Here is a 19,410-nt window from a genome sequence, read left to right as displayed (position 1 = left end):
AAAGTGCGGCGCTAGCCTGCCGCGGGTCGGCCGTCCCGCGCTCGGGACCGGGAAACGACAGCCATGCTGAACATGCCCGTCACGGAACAGGAGTTCCGGCTGCTTGCCGACCAGGCGCCGGTCATGGTGTGGCGCTCCGGCCTCGACATGGCCTGCGACTGGTTCAACGAGCCCTGGCTGACGTTCACCGGCCGCAGCATGGATGAGGAACTGGGTGACGGTTGGCAGGCGGGCGTCCATCCGGATGACCTGGAGTCCTGCCTCCACACCTACAGGTCCGCCTTCGGGCGCCAGGAGGCCTTCGCCATGGAGTACCGGCTGCGCCGGCACGACGGCGTCTACCGGTACATCCTGGACAACGGCCGCCCCTATTTCCGGGACGGCGCCTTCGCGGGCTATTTCGGATCCTGCGTGGACGTCACGACCCACCGGGAGACGGAGCAGCAGCTGGTGCAGGCTCTCGCCGAGCGCGATGTGTTGCTGCGCGAGCTTTACCACCGGGTGCGGAACAACCTGCAGTCCGTGCTGGCCCTTGTGCGTCTCAGCATGAGGGGCGCGGACGCGAACGGCCAGAAGCTGCTGGGCGTCCTCGATCGGCGCGTGAGCGCTATGGCGCTGGCCCAGAAGAGCCTGCAGGCGCTCGATCCCCTGGGCGCCATTCCGCTGCGCAAGCTGGTCTCGAGCGCCGTGGAGGACGCCAACGCCGTCAATCCAAGCCTCTCCATCCGCGTGGGTCCTGAGGCGTCCGGCGGCGCCATCCAGGCGGAGCAAGGCTCGAGCTTCATGCTGGGAGTGGCCGAGGCCATCGCGATCCTGTCGGATGGCCGACCTGGCGCGCGGCTCGCGATTGAATTCGCTGAAGACGAATCGGTCACCATCTCGGCCGATCCGCCGCGCGAGGACCTTTCGATCGAAAAGCCGGCGTTGCTCCTCATCCGGCAATACGCCCGAAGCGCCGGCTTCGACAGCGAGCCCCGGGAGGATGGCGGCGCCATCACATTCCGGCGCAGGAGCCCTTAGGCAGCGGGCGCGTCGTCTGCGCCGCGCCCGAAGGCGCTGCGCTCCGCCGCCTCGTCACCGCATTTCTCGACGTGGGCGGCCCTGTTGATGACCTGCAGGTTCGGGGCTCCCCAGTAGCCGAGCAGGTCGGGCCAGGGCGCGTCACGGAAGTCGCGCCACACCCGGAACAGCGGTGTCCGATGGTCCACCTCGGCGGTCTTGAGCAGTCGCTTGCCGCTGGCGGCGCAACGGCGCTGCTGCAATTTCGCGAGAGGCGCGACGAAGTCGCTCGGAGCCGTCCAGAGTTTCCAGGCCGTGACGCAGCCGGCGTGCCATTCGGCGCGGCGGTTCAGGACTCCATCCCCCCACAGGTCGCGATGCCAGCCCAAGCGGAAGACGGGGCCGCCGCATACGCGGCAGTGACCGGGCCCAAGGGTGCGGGCGGCCTCGCGAAACGGGGCCGGGGGAGTCCGGAAGGTCAGGGGCAGGCCCGAGGCCTTGTCGGAGCCCAGGCGCCACGTCCAGCCTTGGGGATGTCCCGCACGCGTGGCGAGGGCCCGCGCCAGCCGGTCCGCCCGGATGGGGTGATGCCTCCAATAGGACTCGATGGCGAGCCGCGGAGTGGGCGGAATCAAGGGACGCGCGTGGGCGTGGGCGATGACCTCGGGCGGGAAGAGCGACGGCAAGCTCCGGGCCAGGCGCTCGCGGGCCTTGGCGTTGCGCTCTTCGCGAAAAGTGGAAGCCATTGAGATTCGCCGCCAGACGGGTCCGGCGGCGAGACTGGGCGCCCAAAGCTTTCGGAAGAGTGACCGCGGCCCCGGCGGGCCTGGTCAGTGCCCGGATTCGTCGGCGGTCCGGCTCGCCTCGAACAGGAACCAGGTGCGCCGTTCGGTCTCGTCGATCAGCTCTTCCAGCAGGCTGGCCGTCGCCACATCGTTCTGCTCGTCGCAGACGTCGTGGGCCTGCCGCATGGCGGCCGCCATGGCCTTGTTGTCCGCCAGCAGCTCGCGGAGCATGTCCGCGGCGGAGACGAACTCGGCGTCGTTGTCCTGGACGCGCTGGAGGCGGGCGATGTGCCCGATCGACCTCAGGGTCTTGCCGCCGATCTTGCGGACGCGCTCCGCGAGCGGATCCGTGGAGGCGAAGATCTGCGCGGCGTGCTCATCCAGCAGCAGGTGATAGTCGCGGAAATGCGGCCCGCTCACGTGCCAGTGGAAATTCTTGGTCTTCACGTAAAGCGCGAAGGCGTCCGCCACGAGGCCGTTGATCGCGTCCGAAACGGCCTGAACGGCGTCCGGCCCAAGGTCGGTGGGTGTTTCCAGCATGGCCTGGTCCATTCGCCGCGAGGCTTTCGCGGCGGACGCGGCCGAGCGCGCGGCCGTCCGGGCCTGGCCACGCGCCCCGCTCTTCGGCGCCAGGGAGTCCCCGGCGCCCAGGCCGGATTGGCCGTTCTCGGATCCGGACTTGCGCGACGACTTGGGGGATGCAGATTTGGCCGCGGCCATAAGATTCTCCTCACGGGCAGATCGTGCCGGCGCAAACGGCGCCGTGACTGCGCTCAAACGGCCGCGCTTGGCGATCGTTCCAACGAGGAGTTCCAGAAAGAAAGAGGGCCGCTCACGCGAACGGAGCGGCCCCAAGTCTAGGGAGGAAACGCCCAAGGAGGGCTATGACGCCGAAGCGTCATGGACACTTACCTAAATTGTGCAGTGCGAAAAAGCAAGAGGGACCATCGAAATTTCGCTCGAAGCTCTTCCGCCTGGAAGAGACTGTGGCGAATGTGCAACTCAGCGACGACCTCACGCGAAGGCGGGAGGCGCGCCGTGGCGGCAATCGTTCAAATTTGAATCGCAGCCGAAATTGGATCGCCACCTCTCTCGCATAAGTTGCTCCACATCGTCCTTTCCCGAGGGCGATGGAGCGACCCTGGATGCTTTCGCAGCGACGCAAATCGACCAGACGGCGGGCCTTGCTCGCCGCGAAGCTCGTCACCCCGGCCGGCGTGACGGACTGCCTGGTCAACGACATATCCGACACGGGCGCGAAGCTTCAGTTCCGCTCTCCCCAGCGGGATCTGCCAAGGATCGTCCAACTTCGCCTGGGGGAAGAAGCGCATCCCCGCTTCTGCCTGGTGTGCTGGGTCGCGGGCCTCCACATCGGAGTGGCCTTCGAAAACGCGCGCAATGGACTGCTGGACGCCGAAGCCCTTCAGGGCCGCCTCGCCCGCATGAGAGACGGGGCGCACGCATGACGCCGCTGTTTCCCGACTTGCCCGTCCTCCTTGTCGAGGACAGCGGCTTCGTCCGCGCCCTGATCCGGCGCATGCTTCGTCAGGTCGGCCTGCGGAACGTCACGGAAGCGGGGGACGGGGAGGCGGCGCTCGACGCCCTGCAGACCTTCGCGCCGGAGCTCCTGCTCCTGGATTGGCACCTGCCGAACCTGAACGGCGGTCAATTGCTGGAGATCATCCGGGATCCGTCGATCTCGTCGCGGCCGGACCTGCCCGTGATCGTGTTCTCCGGGGCGCCCACCAAGCCGATGCTGGACAAGGCCGCCAAGATGGGCGTGACCTGCTTCCTCCGGAAGCCGTTCTCGCCCAATGATCTCTGGCGCCGGATGCAGGCGCTTGGCCTGGGCGTCGCGCCCAAGGCCGCCGTCAATCAGTAGAGCCCGCCGGTTCCGGCTCCGACCTGCTGGCCGTCCATGGGCGCGGCGGCCACGGGAGCGCCTTCTCCGAACCCGTATCCGGCGTTGTCGGGCGGCGCCGTTCCGGGCTTGAACGCCTCCAGGATGCTCTTCTCGCCGCCCGAGACGCGGGCGCCGGTGGCCGGATCCACCCGGATCAGCTTGATGCCCGGCGGCACGCGGAAGGGCGTCGCGGGCTTGTCGGCCAGCGCCATCTTCATGAAATCGCGGAAGATCGGCGCGGCGTACTGCGCTGCGTACGCCGAGTTGCCCAGCGAACGGGGCTGGTCGTAGCCGATATAGACGCCGGCGGCGAGGTCGGGCGAGAAGCCGACGAACCAGAGGTCCTTGGCGTCGTTGGTGGTGCCCGTCTTGCCGGCAAGAGGCTTCCCGACTTCCTTCACGACCGTGCCCGTGCCGCGCTGCACCACGCCCTCCAGGATGGATGTGACCTGGTAGGCGGTGAGGGGATCGAGCACCTGCGGGCGGTTGTCGACCAGCTTCGGCTCCTGGCCATTGAAACTCTGGGCGTCGCAGCCGACGCATTTGCGATCGTCGTGGGCGTAGACGGTGCGGCCCCAGCGGTCCTGGATACGGTCCACCAGGGTCGCCTTCACGCGTTTCCCGCCGTTCACGAAGATCGAGTAGGCGGACGTCATGCGCAGCACGGTGGTCTCGCCGGAGCCCAGCGACATGGCGAGCAGCGGCTGCAGGTTGTCGTAGACGCCGAAGCGCTTGGCGTACTCGACGACCAGCGGCATGCCGATGTCCTGCGCCAGGCGCACGGTCATCATGTTCTGCGAGTGCTCGACGCCGAAGCGCAGCGTGCGGGGACCGGCGAAGCCTTCCTCCGCGTTCTCGGGACGCCACGGCTCCTGGCCGGGGCCCTGGTCGATGCTGATGGGCGCGTCCAGGATGATGCTGGACGGCGTGTAGCCATTGTCGAGCGCAGCCGCGTACACGATCGGCTTGAACGAGGAGCCCGGCTGTCGCTGGGCCTGGGTGGCGCGGTTGAACTTCGACTGGTCGAAGGAGAAGCCGCCCACCATGGCGAGCACGCGGCCCGTATAGGGGTCCATCGCGACCAGGCCGCCCGAGATCTCAGGCAGCTGCCGCAGCCGGAACTGGCCCTGCTTGCCCTTGATGGGCTCGACATAGATCACGTCGCCGACCGCGAGCGCCTGCCGGGCGCTCTTGCGCGTCCAGCGCAGGCCGTCGGCCGTGATCAGGCCCGTCTCGCGGGCCTTCGCCACGGCGCCGGAGGGCTCGCGGCCGGGCTGCAGGCCGATGCGGGCCTCGTTGGCGCCGACCTCGGTCACCACGGCGAGCCGCCAAGGCTGCACATCCCCGAGCGCAGGCACGTCGGCAAGCGCCAGGCCCCACTCTTTCGCCGAGATGTCCAGCTTCTGCATGGCGCCGCGCCAGCCGTGGGCCTCGTCGTAGCGCACGAGGCCGTCGGCCAAGGCCTTGCGGGCCATCACCTGCAGCTTGGGATCGAGCGTGGTGCGGACGGAAAGCCCGCCCTCATAGAGCGCCTTCTCGCCGAAGCGGTCGGCGATGTCGCGGCGCACTTCCTCGGCGAAGTAGCCGGCGGCGTAGGTGTTGGGCGACAGCGAGCGCGGGTTGACCTCGAGCGGCGCCTTCTTGGCGGCCGCCCCGTCCTCGCGGGAGACGTAGCCATTCTCGACCATGCGGTCGATGACGTAGTTGCGGCGGTCGACGGCGGCGTCGTGGTTGCGGAAGGGATTGTAGTTGTTCGGTCCCTTGGGCAGGGCCGCCAGGTAGGCGACCTCGGCCAGCGTCAGCTCATGCAGCGACTTGCCGTAATAATTCAGCGCCGCGGCCGCGATCCCGTAGTTGCCCATCCCGAGATAGATCTCGTTCAGGTAGAGCTCCAGGATTTTGTCCTTGGTGTAGGTGTTCTCCATCTTGAGCGCGAGCAGCACCTCCTTGATCTTGCGATCGAAGGTCTGCTCGCTCGACAGCAGGAAGTTCTTGGCCACCTGCTGGGTGATGGTGGAGGCGCCCTGCGGGCGGCGGCCCTGGTCGCGCTTGAAGTAATAGAGCGCGGCGCGGGCGATGCCCTCCGGGTCCACGCCCTGGTGCTGGTAGAAATTCTTGTCCTCCGCCGACACGAAGGCGGCGATGATCAGCTTGGGCACCGACTGGATGGGCACGAACATGCGCCGCTCGCGCGCGTATTCGGCCAACAGGCTGCCGTCCGCGGCGTGGACGCGGGTCATCACGGCGGGCTGGTAGTCGGCGAGCTGCGTATAATCCGGCAGCTCGCGGGAAATCTTCCATAGCAAGCCGCCCACGGCGAGCGCGCCGACGACGAACAGGATCGCCCCGGCCGTGAACAAGAACCCGATCCCGCGAAGGAAGAATCGCATCGAACGCACGCCTGCCTTTTTTGAACGCGCGACGGGATGCGCTGTGATTGTGGTCAAAGCGGGGAAGAACGTCGGCGCCGGTCTGGATACCACCCGGATCGGCGGCCGCAAACGCCCATTCGCCGGGCGTGTGGCGGTTATGCCCCGCCACGGTATCGACATTGCGCGCGCCGAGACTGAGATGGACGCTCGAGAACGAAGCATGGGCGCCGGCGTTGACGGCCGGACCCGCTGACCTGGAGGTGGCCATGGATCATCCCGTTCTGACCGCAGGCGCGGTCGCCGTCGTCACCGGCGGCGCTGGCGGCATCGGTCTTGCCGCGGCGACCCGGTTCGCCCAGCGCGGCATGAAGGTGTGCATCGCCGACCTGGGCGACGACCGGCTGGAGCAGGCCGTGAGCGCGATCCGCGCCCATGCGGGCGCCGGCGCGGAGGTGGTGGCCCGTCCGACCGACGTGAGCAGGCGAGAGGACCTCGAGCGCCTCGAGAAGGAGGTTCGGGATCGGTTCGGCCGGGTCGACGTCCTCATGAACAACGCCGGGATCCAGCCCGGCAGCGCGCTGCTCGACCCCGCCCCCTGGGAGCGCATCCTGGCGGTGAACCTCTGGGGCGTCATCCACGGAACCCAGGCCTTCGCGCCCGGAATGATCCGGCAGGGCGGGGCTGGGCTCATCATCAACACCGGCTCCAAGCAGGGCATCACCACGCCCCCGGGCGATCCGGCGTACAACGTCTCCAAGGCGGGCGTGAAGGCGTTCACGGAGGCGCTGGCCCACGAGTTGCGCAACACTCCCGGGTGCTCCATCACGGCGCACCTGCTGATCCCCGGCTTCGTGTTCACCGGCCTCACCGCGCGCGGGCGGACCGAGAAGCCCGCGGGCGCCTGGACGCCGGAGCAGACCGCCGACTTCATGCTGGAGCGCCTCGCCACGGGCGACTTCTACATCCTGTGCCCGGACAACGACGTGACGCGCCCGCTCGACGAGAGGCGCATCCTGTGGGCGGCGGGCGACATCGTGGAGAACCGGCCGGCCCTGTCGCGCTGGCATCCGGACTACGCGGACGCCTTCGCGGCGTTCGTGAAGGCCGGGACGGGCGGGAAGGGCTGAGGCTGAGGGAGGCCGCGCCCAGGCGCGGATCCTCGCTTCCGCTCCGGCAGTCGGTCGCGTATGCACTTTGGACCGCCGCGCCCTGCGGCCTCTCCATCGCCCAGATCCCCCTATGTCGACAGCTCCTCTCTCCAGCGGCGAAGCCGCGCATTCACCGCGCGGCGGAGCGGGCGAGGTGTTCCGGACCTTCCTGAAGCTCGGACTCACGTCCTTTGGCGGTCCGATCGCGCATCTCGGGTATTTCCGGGATGAGCTGGTGCTCCGCCGCCGCTGGATCGACGAAGCAGGGTACGCCGACCTCGTGGCGCTCTGCCAGTTCCTGCCAGGGCCCGCCTCCAGCCAGGTCGGGTATTCCCTGGGGCTCATGCGCGGCGGTCCTCTGGGGGCGCTGGCGGCCTGGTGCGCGTTCACGCTTCCCTCCGCTGCGCTTCTGGTGGCGTTCGCACTCGGCGCCGGGGCCTTCGGCGGGCCAGTAGGAGCAGGGCTGATCCACGGTCTCAAGCTGGTGGCCGTGGCGGTTGTGGCGCAAGCGGTGTGGGGCATGGCCCGGACGCTCACGCCGGATCGGCCCAGGGCGGCCATCGCGGTCGGCGCCGTGCTGGTGGTCGTTTTCGTGAGCGGAGCCCTTGCGCAGGTCGCCGCCATTGCGGCCGGCGCGCTGGCCGGGCTGGCGCTCTGCCGGTCAACCACGACCAGCCCTCCGGGACGGCTGCACATGCCGGTGTCGCGCCGGGCCGGCCTGGTCTGCCTGGCGCTGTTCGTTGTTCTGCTTCTCGGGCTGCCGGCGGCTTCGGCCGCGGTCGGCGCGCATGGCCTCGCCCTGTTCGAGGCCTTCTACCGGGCCGGCGCGCTCGTGTTCGGCGGCGGCCACGTGGTGCTGCCCCTGCTGGAGGCCTCCGTCGTCCGGCCCGGCTGGATCAGCCCGGACGGCTTCCTGGCCGGCTACGGCGCCGCCCAGGCCGTTCCTGGGCCGCTCTTCACCTTCGCGGCCTACCTGGGCGCGGCCAACACCCTCGCGCCAAACGGCCTTCTCGGCGCGGCCATCGCCCTTGTCGCGATCTTCCTGCCGGGACTGCTGCTGGTCACCGGAGCGCTGCCGTTCTGGGACGCTTTCCGCTCGCGCCCTTTGGCCCAGGCGGCGATGCGGGGCGCCAACGCAGCGGTGGTAGGGATTCTGGGCGCGGCGCTGTACAGCCCGGTCTGGACGAGTGCGGTCGCAGGGCCGCGCGATTTCGCGGCGGCGCTTGCGGGCTTCGTCTTGCTGACGGTCTGGAAGGCGCCGCCCTGGGTCGTGGTGGCGCTGCTCGGGCTGGCCGGCGTCGCCCTGCAACTCGCCTGAAGGCGACGGCGCGCTCAGGCGCCGGCCTTCGCGGCCGCCTCGAGCTCCTTCACCCGCCGGCGCAGGTCACGCGTTTCCCCGAAGCGCTTGCTGACATCCCGCAGCACGGCGGCCATGCCGTCCATGGCGCCGGCCGCGTCGTGGAGCGGCGTGACCGTGAATTCGACGGAGATGCCGGCTCCGTCCTTGCGGATGGCCGGCACGGAGAGCAAGTCGCCGTGGCCGTAGCGGCTCTCGCCGGTCTTCATCACCTCGTGGAACCCGTCCCAATGGCGGGCGCGCAGGCGTTCCGGGATGATGATGTCGAGGCTCTGGCCGAGCGCCTCGGCTTCCGCGAAGCCGAAGATTCGTGTCGCGCCCGGGTTCCATGCGGTGATCAGGCCCTCGCGATCGGTCGCGATGATCGCGTCCGCCGCGCTCTCCAGGAGTGCCTTCGCCAAACGGTCGTGCATGTCGGAATCTCCGTTGCCGTGCTCCCCTTGCCAACGCCGGGCAAGGCCGCCGGCTCCCGTGCGGCGGGATCAGGCCGCCGTGCGCGCGGCCAACGGCTCCACGAGCGTGCCCCGGACCTGCCCCAGGCCGAAGCGGAAACTGTCCGCGATGCGCCGGGCCCGGACCATGAAGAGCTCCGCCTGCTCAGGCGTGCACAGCTCGGCCAGGGTCTGCTCGAACAGCGCCAGCCAGCGGAGGAAGTGCTCGTCCGTGAGCTCCGGGAGGTGCATGTGCGCCTGGAGCGGCTGGCCCTTGTAGGCGCCGGTCATCAGGGTGACGGAGGACCAGAAATCGGCGAGGCGCGCCAGGTGGACCGGCCAGTCGGAGACGGCGTCCTCGAAGATGGGGCCCAGCAGGGCGTCGACGCGGACCCGGGCGTAGAACGTATCCACGATCCGGCGCACCAGGTCCTCGTCGACGCCGCAGGCCGCGCCGGGGGAAAGGGAGATATCGCCCATTCTGGAGGTCCTACGCGAAATAAAGGGCCACGAAGGCGCCCACGAGGTTCCAGAACAGCATGTTGATCAGGGTCCGCATCATGCCACGGTCGTCGGACCGGCTGATGCCGATGAGATTGGAGACGAGGTCACCCGGCAGGAGGAAACCTCGGGTCAGGATCGACGCCATGGGATGCTCTCTGTTGAACATCTCCTTCCTAGCGTGTTAAAGAGGCATTGCCAATACCTATTTCAGAGCGCGCCCGTGAAGCTGACCGCCCACACCGATTTCGGCATCCGTATCCTGATGAGCCTCGCGGCGGCGCCGGAGACGCGGCTGACCATCGACGACCTCGCGCGCCGACACCGGCTCTCCGAGGACCACCTGCGCAAGGTCGCCCAGAGCCTTGTCCGGGCCGGTTTCGCGGAGGGCGTGCGCGGCCGCGGCGGCGGGTTGCGGCTGGCGCGCGAGCCAGCGGACATCCGGCTTGGCAAGGTCGTTCGCGCCTTGGAGGAAGACCTCGCGCTGGTCGCATGCCTGGGCGACCAGCACGCGACCTGCATCTTCACCGGCGCATGCCGGCTCACGGGCGCCCTGGGGCGGGCGCTCGCCGCCTTTCTGGAGGAGCTGGACGGCGTCACCTTGGCGGATCTGGTCGCGCCGCGGCAGCCGATCCGCGCCCGGCTGGGGCTTGCAGGTTGAGTTGCTGACCTGCTGCGGCCTGTTCGCGGCCCTGCGGCGAGGGGCGCCGCGACCGGCGTCAGGCTGCTGAACGGCCGCTCAATGGCCCTGGATGGAGGTGAAGACCTGGTACACCGCCACGGCGAGCTCCACCAGGATCAGCACCGCGATGGTGACTTCGAGCCTCGTCGAGCGATCCGTGTCGAGGATGTCGGTCAGCGCACGCACGGTTTCGACCACGAGGTCGAGCTTGCGTTGCAGCATGCGGCTGCGCTCCTTCAGCTCGTATTCGTCCTCGAGGCGCGCGTAGAGGCGCTCCAGGTCCGGTCGGTCCCAGAGCACGTCCGGCTTTTCCTCCACGGCGATGCGGCCCGCGACCCGGTGCTGCACGAGCAGCGCCTGCCCGACCAGCTTCAGCATCGCTCGCCGCTTCCAGGGCGGCCGGCCAGTCCGCGCCACCGTGGCCGCGAAAGGCTCGATCAACTCCAGGACGCCATTGACCTCGCGCTCGTCTCGGCCAAGCGCGACCGTCTTGGCCAGCGCGTCGGCCAGGCACAGGAAGCGGTCGTTGGACAGATCGATCAGGTTGAAGGGCCCGCCGGGGGGGATCCTGTCCTCGCTGCTGCCCACCTCCATCACGGCCGTCTCGTCCTGGCCGGGCTCCCTGTCTCCGACGATGCGGCCCGCGAGGGAGCGGATCACGTCATCCTCCTCCACCGGCGACAGGCCCACGAAGACGGCCACGCCGAACCGATACAGGGCCACGCGGCCGCGCGGGCCGGCGTGGAACGCCAACGGCGTGGACGAGATCATGTCGTCCCGCTCGAGACCGCTGAGGTCGATTCGATGGCCCAGCAGGAGGGCGCGGGCGGTCAGTCTGGATGTCGTTGGCGCATGCAAGACGTGTTTCCGGTCGGACATGGACGGCGCCCGCTGGCGAGGGCAGCTGCGGGCCGAAACGCTTCAACGGGCCTGAAGGCGGCAGCCTTCGCCCGATCCAGGCTCAACACCAGCGGTTGCTGAAGGCGAGGGCGTCGTCGTGTTCGCGGAAGCGGAAGGTGTCGTGCCCCACGAGGGACCAGCGCCCATCGAAATGGCTTTCCGCAGGAGGGCCGAACTCGGCCACGCACCACGCGATGGCCTCTGCGAGGGCCCGCTGGAAGTCGGCGGCCTTTTGGCGTGCGGTCGATCCGCGGTGATGGGCGTGGACTGCGCCCGGCTCGTGCGCAAGCCCACGGCCCACAAAGGAATGCTGCCGCGTCGCGTCGTCGAAGACGTAGATGAACTCGATCCGCCCCATCTCCAGCACTCCGAAACGGGGTTGGCCGGCGCTGGTCCGGCGATGGCTCCATTGTACCTGAACCGCGGACGGGCGGCATCCGTTGCGTCGCATTCAAGTGGCTAGTGAGCGGCTGCGCTCCTTGAGGAGCGGTCCACGCAGGCCCGAGGGGGCGCAGTCACAGATCCCCGGGCCGGCTCCAAGGAGAGGTGGTGAGCGCGCTGGGACTCGAACCCAGGACCTACTGATTAAAAGTCAGTTGCTCTACCGGCTGAGCTACGCGCTCGGTCGGGGCCTTGCCTAGCCGTCCGGGCCTTCCGGGTCAATAGAGCGCGGCGCCGCGGTTGAGCTCACGCCAGGGCGGACAGGGCCTGCGCGCCCGAGGGAGAGGGAAACTTGGGCCAGGCCTCGAAGTCGGCCTCGGTTGCGGTGGCGTTGTCGAGCAGCTTCCGGTACTCGCGCCGCGGCACTTCGAGGGCCCCGAAGGTGGCGAGATGGGGCGTGACGAACTGGGTGTCCAGGAGGCGGAAGCCGCCGGCGCGCAGTCGCGCGACCAGATGCACCAGGGCGACCTTGGAGGCGTCCCGCTCGCGGTGGAACATGCTCTCGCCGAAAAAGGCGGCGCCGAGGCGCACGCCGTAAAGCCCGCCGACAAGGCGGCCCTCGCGCCAGCATTCGACCGTGTGCGCCCAGCCGAGGTCGAACAGGGCGCCATAGAGTTCGCGGATGCGGCGGTTGATCCAGGTCTGCCGGCGGTCGGGCGCGGGCTCGGCGCAGCCCGCGATCACCGCGTCGAAATCGCTGTCCACCCGGATCTCGAAGCGGTCGCTGCGAACCGTGCGGGCGAGCCGCGAGGGCACGTTGAACTCATCCAGCGGGATGACGCCGCGCTCGCGCGGCTCAACCCAGTAGAGCGCCGGGTCGTCCGCGCTTTCCGCCATTGGGAAGATCCCGCAGGCGTAGGCGCGGAGCAGCAGCTCCGGCGTGATCTCGGTGTCTGCGTCCTGTCGCCTAGCCATACCCGCGGACCGTTCCCGGGCCCTCGCGCTTCGGCGCTTCAGGCGCCGCCGTCGTTCATGCCCCCGGCCGAAAGGTACTTCTCCAGCCAGTGGATATCGTAATCGCCGTTCTGGATGTCCGGGTTCCGCACCAGCGCCCTAAAAAGCGGTAGCGTCGTCTCGATCCCATCCACCACGAACTCGTCCAACGCGCGACGCAGGCGCATCAGGCACTCGTTGCGGGTGCGACCATGCACGATCAGCTTACCCACGAGCGAGTCGTAGTTCGGCGGGATGGAGTAGCCCTGGTACACGGCCGAATCGACGCGGACCCCAAGGCCGCCCGGCGGGTGGAAGTAGGCGATTCGCCCGGGCGAGGGCGTGAAGGTCGCCGGGTGCTCGGCGTTGATGCGGCACTCGATGGCGTGGCCGTTGAGCTGGATCTCGTCCTGCGTGAAGGACAGGCTGGCGCCGGCGGCCAGCCGGATCTGCTCGTTCACCAGGTCGATGCCGGTGATCATCTCCGTCACCGGATGCTCCACCTGGATTCGGGTGTTCATCTCGATGAAGTAGAAGTTGCCGTCCTCGTAGAGGAACTCCACCGTGCCCGCGCCCAGGTAGCCGAGCTCCTGCATGGCCTGGGCGACCGTGTCGCCGATCTTGGAGCGCATCTCGGCGTTGAGGGCCGGGGAGGGGCCTTCCTCCCACACCTTCTGGTGGCGCCGCTGCAGGGAGCAGTCGCGCTCGAAAAGGTGGACCGCGCCGCCGCGCCCGTCGCCGAGCACCTGCAGCTCGATATGGCGGGGCTTCTCGAGATACTTCTCCAGGTAGACCGCATCGTCACCAAAGGCGGCCTTGGCTTCCGTGCGGGCGGTCTGGAGGGCGTGGAGCAGGTCGGCTTCGGAGCGGGCGACCTTCATGCCGCGCCCGCCGCCGCCGGCGGCGGCCTTGACCAGCACCGGGTAGCCGATGTCGGCGGCGACGCGCATCGCCTCCTCGTCGTCGGTGATGCCGCCGTCCGAGCCGGGCACGCACGGGATCCCGAGGCGCCGGGCCGTGCGCTTGGCCTCGATTTTGTCGCCCATGACGCGGATGTGCTCCGCCTTGGGGCCGATGAAGTGGATGTTGTGGCTTTCCAGGATCTCGGCGAAGCGGGCGTTCTCCGAGAGGAAGCCGTAGCCCGGGTGCACGGCGTCGGCGCCGGTGATCTCGCAGGCGGCGAGCAGGGCGGGGATGTTCAGGTAGCTGTCGCGCGCCGGGGGCGGGCCGATGCAGACGCTCTCGTCGGCCAGGCGCACGTGCATGGCGTCGGCGTCGGCGGTCGAGTGCACCGCCACGGTGGCGATGCCGAGCTCCTTGGCGGCGCGCAGCACGCGCAGGGCGATCTCGCCGCGGTTGGCGATGAGGATCTTGTCGAACATTATTCGATGACCAGCAGCGGCTCGCCGTATTCCACCGGCTGGCCATCCTCGACCATGATGGCGGTGACCGTGCCGGCGCGCGGGGCGACGATCTCGTTGAAGGTCTTCATGGCCTCCACGAGCAGGATCTTCTCGCCGGCCTTCACCACGGAGCCGACCTCCACGAACGCCTTCGCGTCGGGCGAGGGGCGGCGGTAAACGGTGCCGACCATGGGGGAGGTGACGGCGCCGGGGTGAGCGGCCGCGCTCTCGGCCTTGCCCGCGCCGGGCGCGGCGGCCGGGACGGCCGCGGGCGGCGGAGCCATGGCGGCCGGCGGAGGCGCGGCGTACTGGACCACCGCTGCCGCCTGCACCTGCCGCGCGACCCGGATGCGCAAGTCGCCCTTCTCGACCTCGATCTCGGTCAGGTCGGTGTCCGCCAGCATGCTGGCGATCTCGCGCACGAGCTTCGGGTCGATGGCTTGGTCCTTGGACATGGGTCGGGTCGTCGCCTTTTTCTGGGCTTGCGGGCGCGGGGGCGGGCGGGGGCCCGGGCGGGCAAGCGGCCGTGCAGCACGCGCCGGCCCGCCCGCGCGGGCGGGCCGACGCGCTCTCATAGCCGCTCGGAGGCGCGAGGGGAAGCGCGCCCGCCCGCCCGTCAACAGGCGAGAACGCCTACGCGCACACGCGCGCGCAGGAGAGCACGGACAGGGCGCGCCCCCGCGCGGGCACGCCGCTACAACCGACCACCTGCCAAAATACAAGTTGTGATTTGTTGTTCGATAAAAAGCACAACCGTATCCGATAATCCAACCTGCCTGGTTGCATAGGAAGGCGCAGCCTCGCCCCTCGGGAGCGACGCGACGCCGCCGGGCGGACTGGAGGCGGAATGAACAACGGCGTCCCAGCCCAGGCGCTCCCGGACGACGCGGCGGCGGAGCCGTCCCGCACGGCGGCAGCGCCGGCGGACGCGCCCCCGGCCATCGGGCCCGACGCGCCGGCGCCAGGAATCCTGACTGAAGCCCTGGAGGCCCGGCGCCCCCCGACGGTCGCCATCCTGATGGGCGTGTACAACGGCGAGCGCTTCCTGCCCGGGCAGCTCGCCTCCCTCGAAGGGCAGACGCATCAGGCCTGGCGCCTCTACGCGTCCGACGACGGCTCGACGGACGGCAGCGGCGCCATCCTGGACGCCTGGGCGGCGGCCTGGGGCGGGGACCGGCTCGTCCGACGCCAGGGCCCGCGCGCGGGCTTCGCCGGCAACTTCCTGTCCATGACGCAGGACCCGGCCATCCAGGCCGACTTCTACGCCTTCTGCGACCAGGACGACGTCTGGGACGCCGACAAGCTGGAGCGGGCAGTGGACTGGCTGCGGACGGTCGACCCGGCCCGGCCTGCGCTCTACGCATCGGCGGTGCGGATCGTGGACGAGGCCGGCGCCGTGGTGGGCCGCATCGACGCCCCGCGCCGCCCGCCGTCCTTCGGCAACGCGCTGGTGCAGAACATCCTGCCCGGCCACACGATGGTGTTCAACGACGCCGCCCGCCGTCTGCTCGCCCGCGCGGCGGCCGCAGGCCCCGTCTCGGCCCACGACTGGCTGGCCTACGCCGTGGTGACCGGCGCCGGCGGCCTCATGCACGTCGATCCCGAACCCCGGGTGAGCTACCGGCAGCACGGGGCGAACGCGATTGGGGTGAGGCGGAGCCTGGGGTTTTTCTATCACCGCCTTAAGCGTTTGGTGGGAGCGGATTATGCCTCTGCTCTGCGCTCTCACTTATGTGCGCTGAGATCGGTCGCGGGGGATATGACCAGTAACTCACTGGTGCAAATCTCGGCTCTTCAGCAATGTAATCCGATCACCTCCGTGATTAACGTAGGCATTCGTCGCCAAACCCTGCAGGGACAAGTTACCTTTCTGATCTGGTGGGCCCTTAAAAAAAACTCCTTTGTTCTGCGTGGGAGATGATTGGATGTGTAATACGAATTTCGATAAATCCGTAGCCGTTGTAATCCCCTATTACAATGGATCGGAAACGATCGAGAGGGCTGTGCGGAGCGTTCTCGATCAAAAAACGCCGGCAGCGGAGTTCGTTGTAATCGATGACGGGTCGCGCCCTGAGGAGGCGCGCTTCGTTGATGGTTTGGCCGCAAGTCACGGCTTCAAAGTCTTGCGCAAGGAGAATGGCGGCCAGGGCTCTGCACGAAATGCGGGAGTTCATGCGACGAAATCGCCATTCATCTGTTTTCTGGATCAAGACGATTACTTTTTACATGACCATATTTGCAAGCTCTCGTCCGCCATACCAACGGACGACCCACGATTTGGCTGGGTATATGGTGATCTATCGGAAGCAGAAAAGGACGGATCTATTGTCCGTACGCGGATTGTGAGCAGTCACGCTCGCCATCCAAAACAGGACATCTTCGACTTGCTGAGAGCTGATATGTTTGTATTGCCCTCTGCGTCGCTGATAAGCCGTAGCGCTTTCGAGGCGGTCGGAGGCTTCGACACCCAGTTTATGGGGTATGAGGATGATGATCTGTTTTTACGGATGTTCCGCAAAGGTTACACAAATTATTTTGTCGATGCGCCTGTAACAGTCTGGTGCATACATTCGGGAAGCACATCATTCGATATTAAGATGTCAAGATCTAGGGTGAGGTATTTCAGGAAGCTCGCGGAAGAGTTCCCGGATGATCCGGTGAAAAACAGGTATTATTTTCGTGATTTGATAGCTCCTCGTTTCTATGTCCAGATAATCGGAGAGGCCGTTTCGGCGCGCGCGGGTCTCACCCAAGTGGACCCTGCGAAGACAGCAGAATACGTTGACATGGCCAACCAGTATGCGTCTGAAGTCACTAAACGCACTGTGAGGAAAGGACTTAGAATAAAGGTATTCATACACAAAGTGTTGCTCAGTTCCTCGATGGGGAAGCCTGTCTACAGAGTGGCTGTGCCGGCGTTTAAGAGAGCTAGAAATTTCATCCGTTTCCTCGCCCATACTGCGTTGCATTTCGGCGCTGCCAGCAAAGCCTAGCATAGGATCGCAGTGAGGGGCTAAAGCGCTGGAAGCGGGCAGTTATCCGACTACCTCCCTCACTCCCCCCTCCGCCACGATCCTCCCTCCCTCCATCCGCACCGCGCGGTTGCAGTAGGTTTCGAGGATCTCGACGCTGTGGCTGGCCAGGACCAGGATGGAGGCCTGGTCCATGAGCCGTTCGATGCGGGCGCGGGCCTTGGCGGCGAAGCCGGCGTCGCCCACGGCGATCAGTTCGTCCAGGAGCAGGATGTCCGGGGAGAGGGCGGTCGAGACGCCGAAGGCCACGCGCAGCGACATGCCGGAGGAATAGGTGCGCATCGGCAGGTCCAGGAACTCGCCGAGCTCGCAGAAGTCGGCGATCTCGTCCATGCGCTCCGCCACCTCGCGGCGGGTGAGCCCGGCGAAGGCGCCGCGCAGGGCGATGTTCTCGCGGCCGGTCAGCTCGTCGTCCATGCCGAGCGTGATGTCGAGCAGCGAGGCCACCTTGCCTTCGATGCGCGCGTCGCCCGAGGAGGGCTCGTAAGCGCCCGAGAGCACCCGCAGCAGCGTCGACTTGCCGGCCCCGTTGTGGCCCACCAGGGCCAGGCGGTCGCCCGGGCGCAGGGCGAGGTTCACGTTGCGCAGCGCCTGCACGCGCAGCACCGCGGGGTCGTGCGTGTCCAGCCCGCCGCCCACCTTACGCATCAGCCCGCGCCGCAGGGACCGGCTCTGGGCGTTGTAGATGGGGAACTCGACGCTGACGTCCTGCAAGGTGATGGAGGCCACGGCCGCTCCTCGATGCCGGCGGGCGGGCGCGCCATCCTGTGCGGCGGCGCCCCTCCCGCCGCCTGCTAAAGCCAATAGGGAATGCGCGCCCGGAAGCGGGCGAAGAGAAGCCACGCGACGCCCGCCAGCGGCAGCAGCATGGCGACGCCCGCCGCCCAGGAGGAGGCCGGCGGCGCGCGCCCCAGGAGGGGCTCCACCACCAGCGACAGGTAGACCGCGAAGGGGTTGAAGGAGAGCGCCGAGGCCACGTTCGACCCCAGCTGCTCCGGCCGCCACATCACCGGCGTGAGGAAGAAGGCCATCTGCACGGCGTTCTGCATGATCTGCGGCAGGTCGCGGAAGCGCGTGGCCAGCACCCCCACCGCATGCACGGCGCAGAAGGCCGCCGCCGCCAGCAGCGCAAGGCCCGGCAGGGCCAGCAGCGCGGTCGCCCCCGGCCAGACGCCGAACAGGGCGAACACCACCGGCAGGATCACCACGTTGTGGGCGAAGGCCACGGCGTTGCGGGCCAACACGCGCAGCACGAACACGGTTCTGGGGATCGCGGCCTGGCGCAGGAAAGGCGCGGCCTGGACGTAGACCTGCGCAGCGTCGTTGGCCAGCCCGGACATGAGGGTCCAGACGATGTAGGAGGCGGCGAGGTAGGGGATGTAGTCGGCCGCCGCGGCGCGGAACAGGCTGGCGTTGACGACGCCAATGCCGCCCACGAACAGGGCCATGCTGAGCGTGATCCAGAACTGGCCGAGCCGCGAGCGCCGGTAGCGCTGGCGGATGTCGAGGAGCCCCAGGTGGGTCCAGATGGGCCATGCGGTCACGCCGCCGGCGAGGTCCTGGCGCGCAAGCCGGACGTCGCGCGGGCTGATCGAAAGAGCGTCGAACATTTGACCGATGTCATATCGACGCCCGCGCGCCACGACAACGGGGAAAGCCTCTCAAATGCAAAGGGCGCGCCGGGGAGGGCGCGCCCTGGCACCCGTGGGGACCCGGTCGGTCAGCAGCTCGCCTTGCCGCACTGGCGCACGGCGGCGATCGCCTGGCGCAGGGGCTCGATGCCCTGTGAGCCGAAGATCACGTCGTCGCCGACGATGAAGGCGGGCGTGCCCTGGAGTTTCAGGATGTCGGCGAGGCGCATGGTCTCCTCGATGGAGGCGCGCACGTCCTGCCCCTGCATGTCCTTCTCGAGCTTCGCCTGGTCCGCGCCGAACTCCTTGGCGACCGCCAACGCACGGTCCTTGCCGACGCGGCCCTTGGATTCGAGGAGCTTCTGGTGGAAGTCGAAGTACCTGTCCGGCTTGATCTGGCTCTTGGCGGCGACGGCCACGAAGGAGGCCTCCACCGAATCGGGGCCGAGAACCGGGAAGTCGCGGATCACGATGCGCAGCTTCGGGTCCGTCTTGGCCAGCTCGCGCATGTCGGCCAGCGACTTCTTGCAGTAGCCGCAGTTGTAATCGAAGAACTCGACCAGGGTGACGTCGCCCTGCGGGTTGCCGACCACGATGTTGCGGGGTGACTGAGTGAGCGTCTGCGCCACCTGGCCGAGCGCGGTCTTGGTGGCGGTCTTCTCCGCCTCCTTCTGGCGCTTGTCGAGCTCCACCAGGGCGTCCTGGATCACCTCTGGGTTCTCCATGAGGTAGCTCTTCACCAGGTCGCGGATGGCGCTTTTCTGCGCGTCCGTGAAGTCGGCCGGTTTGTTCTGCGCAACGGCGGGCAGGGGCGCCGCGGCCGCGCCGGCCAGGGCCAGGGCGAGGCCGGCCTTGCGGAGGAAGGGAAGGGCGGCGGAAAGGGCCATGCGGG

The 19,410-nt window shown here is 68.2% G+C and carries 22 protein-coding genes, 1 tRNA gene and 1 pseudogene; 9 read left to right on the top strand and 15 right to left on the bottom strand.

From position 1 onward, the window contains the following. Positions 1-63: 63 nt before the first annotated feature. Entirely contained in the window at positions 64-1,020 is a 957-nt protein-coding gene (locus SLNSH_RS07515; protein WP_106336058.1) for a PAS domain S-box protein, read from the top strand. On the opposite strand, the gene SLNSH_RS07510 is transcribed toward SLNSH_RS07515, so the two are convergent. Further along, positions 1,017-1,745 carry a hypothetical protein gene (locus tag SLNSH_RS07510; RefSeq protein ID WP_106336057.1) on the bottom strand — a complete coding sequence of 243 codons (729 nt, stop codon included), beginning with the start codon at positions 1,743-1,745 and terminating at the stop codon, positions 1,017-1,019. The genes SLNSH_RS07515 and SLNSH_RS07510 overlap by 4 nt on opposite strands. 84 nt (positions 1,746-1,829) lie before the next feature. Further along, positions 1,830-2,336, bottom strand: a complete 507-nt coding sequence (locus SLNSH_RS07505) for a Dps family protein (RefSeq protein WP_210202488.1) — start codon at positions 2,334-2,336, stop codon at positions 1,830-1,832. A 593-nt stretch (positions 2,337-2,929) separates the two neighbouring features. On the opposite strand from SLNSH_RS07505, the gene SLNSH_RS07500 reads away from it, so the two are divergent. Continuing rightward, positions 2,930-3,250: a PilZ domain-containing protein gene (locus SLNSH_RS07500; protein WP_158266710.1), complete on the top strand. Its 321-nt coding sequence runs from the start codon at positions 2,930-2,932 to the stop codon at positions 3,248-3,250. Further along, entirely contained in the window at positions 3,247-3,666 is a 420-nt protein-coding gene (locus SLNSH_RS07495) for a response regulator (RefSeq protein ID WP_106336054.1), read from the top strand. Before SLNSH_RS07500 ends, SLNSH_RS07495 begins: the two co-directional genes overlap by 4 nt. On the opposite strand, the gene SLNSH_RS07490 is transcribed toward SLNSH_RS07495, so the two are convergent. Beyond that, the gene (locus tag SLNSH_RS07490) at positions 3,660-6,077 is read right to left on the bottom strand and encodes a penicillin-binding protein 1A (RefSeq protein ID WP_106336053.1); all 2,418 of its coding nucleotides are present in this window, start codon (positions 6,075-6,077) and stop codon (positions 3,660-3,662) included. The two genes, SLNSH_RS07495 and SLNSH_RS07490, sit on opposite strands and share 7 nt — an antisense overlap. Between SLNSH_RS07490 and SLNSH_RS24545 the strand changes: the two genes are divergently transcribed. The 3 genes from SLNSH_RS24545 (at position 6,040) to chrA (ending at position 8,525) form a co-directional block, all read left to right on the top strand. Then, the gene (locus tag SLNSH_RS24545; protein ID WP_146140215.1) at positions 6,040-6,312 is read left to right on the top strand and encodes a hypothetical protein; all 273 of its coding nucleotides are present in this window, start codon (positions 6,040-6,042) and stop codon (positions 6,310-6,312) included. The genes SLNSH_RS07490 and SLNSH_RS24545 overlap by 38 nt on opposite strands. Positions 6,313-6,325: 13 nt before the next feature. Next, positions 6,326-7,186: an SDR family NAD(P)-dependent oxidoreductase gene (locus SLNSH_RS07485; protein ID WP_106336052.1), complete on the top strand. Its 861-nt coding sequence runs from the start codon at positions 6,326-6,328 to the stop codon at positions 7,184-7,186. A gap of 112 nt (positions 7,187-7,298) precedes the next feature. Continuing rightward, positions 7,299-8,525 carry a chromate efflux transporter gene (gene chrA, locus SLNSH_RS07480; protein WP_106336051.1) on the top strand — a complete coding sequence of 409 codons (1,227 nt, stop codon included), beginning with the start codon at positions 7,299-7,301 and terminating at the stop codon, positions 8,523-8,525. A 14-nt stretch (positions 8,526-8,539) separates the two neighbouring features. Here chrA and SLNSH_RS07475 read toward each other — a convergent pair whose 3' ends face one another. The 3 genes from SLNSH_RS07475 to SLNSH_RS25130 all read right to left on the bottom strand — a co-directional run bounded on the left by SLNSH_RS07475 (position 8,540) and on the right by SLNSH_RS25130 (position 9,644). Next, on the bottom strand, positions 8,540-8,977 hold the full coding sequence (locus SLNSH_RS07475; protein ID WP_106336050.1) for a PAS domain S-box protein: 438 nt from the start codon (positions 8,975-8,977) through the stop codon (positions 8,540-8,542). A gap of 69 nt (positions 8,978-9,046) precedes the next feature. Continuing rightward, positions 9,047-9,475, bottom strand: a complete 429-nt coding sequence (locus tag SLNSH_RS07470; RefSeq protein ID WP_106336049.1) for a group III truncated hemoglobin — start codon at positions 9,473-9,475, stop codon at positions 9,047-9,049. 10 nt (positions 9,476-9,485) lie between these two features. After that, positions 9,486-9,644: a hypothetical protein gene (locus SLNSH_RS25130; protein WP_196240218.1), complete on the bottom strand. Its 159-nt coding sequence runs from the start codon at positions 9,642-9,644 to the stop codon at positions 9,486-9,488. A 75-nt stretch (positions 9,645-9,719) separates the two neighbouring features. Here SLNSH_RS25130 and SLNSH_RS07460 point away from each other — a divergent pair, with 75 nt between their 5' ends. Continuing rightward, complete coding sequence (locus SLNSH_RS07460) at positions 9,720-10,157, top strand: Rrf2 family transcriptional regulator (protein WP_106336047.1); 438 nt, start codon at positions 9,720-9,722, stop codon at positions 10,155-10,157. Positions 10,158-10,235: 78 nt separating this feature from the next. Here the strand turns inward: SLNSH_RS07460 and SLNSH_RS07455 are convergent, their stop codons facing one another. From SLNSH_RS07455 to accB, 6 genes are all read right to left on the bottom strand, one after another. After that, positions 10,236-11,057: an RMD1 family protein gene (locus SLNSH_RS07455; RefSeq protein ID WP_106336046.1), complete on the bottom strand. Its 822-nt coding sequence runs from the start codon at positions 11,055-11,057 to the stop codon at positions 10,236-10,238. Positions 11,058-11,139: 82 nt separating this feature from the next. After that, the gene (locus tag SLNSH_RS07450) at positions 11,140-11,436 is read right to left on the bottom strand and encodes a hypothetical protein (RefSeq protein WP_106336045.1); all 297 of its coding nucleotides are present in this window, start codon (positions 11,434-11,436) and stop codon (positions 11,140-11,142) included. Between the two features lie 189 nt (positions 11,437-11,625). Continuing rightward, positions 11,626-11,701: transfer RNA gene (locus SLNSH_RS07445), tRNA-Lys, on the bottom strand. Between the two features lie 64 nt (positions 11,702-11,765). After that, a complete protein-coding gene (gene aat / locus SLNSH_RS07440) occupies positions 11,766-12,434 on the bottom strand; it encodes a leucyl/phenylalanyl-tRNA--protein transferase (RefSeq protein ID WP_106336044.1) in 669 nt (222 codons plus the stop codon). Between the two features lie 38 nt (positions 12,435-12,472). Continuing rightward, positions 12,473-13,834 carry an acetyl-CoA carboxylase biotin carboxylase subunit gene (gene accC / locus SLNSH_RS07435; RefSeq protein WP_106336043.1) on the bottom strand — a complete coding sequence of 454 codons (1,362 nt, stop codon included), beginning with the start codon at positions 13,832-13,834 and terminating at the stop codon, positions 12,473-12,475. Then, on the bottom strand, positions 13,834-14,310 hold the full coding sequence (gene accB, locus SLNSH_RS07430) for an acetyl-CoA carboxylase biotin carboxyl carrier protein (RefSeq protein ID WP_106336042.1): 477 nt from the start codon (positions 14,308-14,310) through the stop codon (positions 13,834-13,836). Before accB ends, accC begins: the two co-directional genes overlap by 1 nt. 392 nt (positions 14,311-14,702) lie before the next feature. Between accB and SLNSH_RS07425 the strand changes: the two genes are divergently transcribed. Both SLNSH_RS07425 and SLNSH_RS07420 read left to right on the top strand, forming a co-directional pair. Beyond that, a complete protein-coding gene (locus SLNSH_RS07425) occupies positions 14,703-15,776 on the top strand; it encodes a glycosyltransferase family 2 protein (RefSeq protein ID WP_106336041.1) in 1,074 nt (357 codons plus the stop codon). Positions 15,777-15,780: 4 nt separating this feature from the next. After that, positions 15,781-16,848: a glycosyltransferase family 2 protein gene (locus tag SLNSH_RS07420; RefSeq protein ID WP_106336040.1), complete on the top strand. Its 1,068-nt coding sequence runs from the start codon at positions 15,781-15,783 to the stop codon at positions 16,846-16,848. A 42-nt stretch (positions 16,849-16,890) separates the two neighbouring features. Here the strand turns inward: SLNSH_RS07420 and SLNSH_RS07415 are convergent. The 3 genes and pseudogenes from SLNSH_RS07415 to SLNSH_RS07405 all read right to left on the bottom strand — a co-directional run. Next, positions 16,891-17,463, bottom strand: a pseudogene (locus tag SLNSH_RS07415) (ABC transporter ATP-binding protein); the annotation flags it as partial. Positions 17,464-17,681: 218 nt separating this feature from the next. After that, positions 17,682-18,497: an ABC transporter permease gene (locus tag SLNSH_RS07410; RefSeq protein WP_106336039.1), complete on the bottom strand. Its 816-nt coding sequence runs from the start codon at positions 18,495-18,497 to the stop codon at positions 17,682-17,684. 110 nt (positions 18,498-18,607) lie between these two features. Next, positions 18,608-19,405, bottom strand: coding sequence for a DsbA family protein (locus tag SLNSH_RS07405; protein ID WP_106336038.1), 798 nt, complete (start codon positions 19,403-19,405; stop codon positions 18,608-18,610). Positions 19,406-19,410 lie beyond the last annotated feature (5 nt).

Origin of the sequence: Alsobacter soli, assembly GCF_003004785.1 — a bacterium.
In the GTDB taxonomy this organism is placed as follows: Bacteria; Pseudomonadota; Alphaproteobacteria; order Rhizobiales; family Beijerinckiaceae; genus Alsobacter; species Alsobacter soli.
This window is presented reverse-complemented; position numbering and strand designations above follow the sequence as displayed.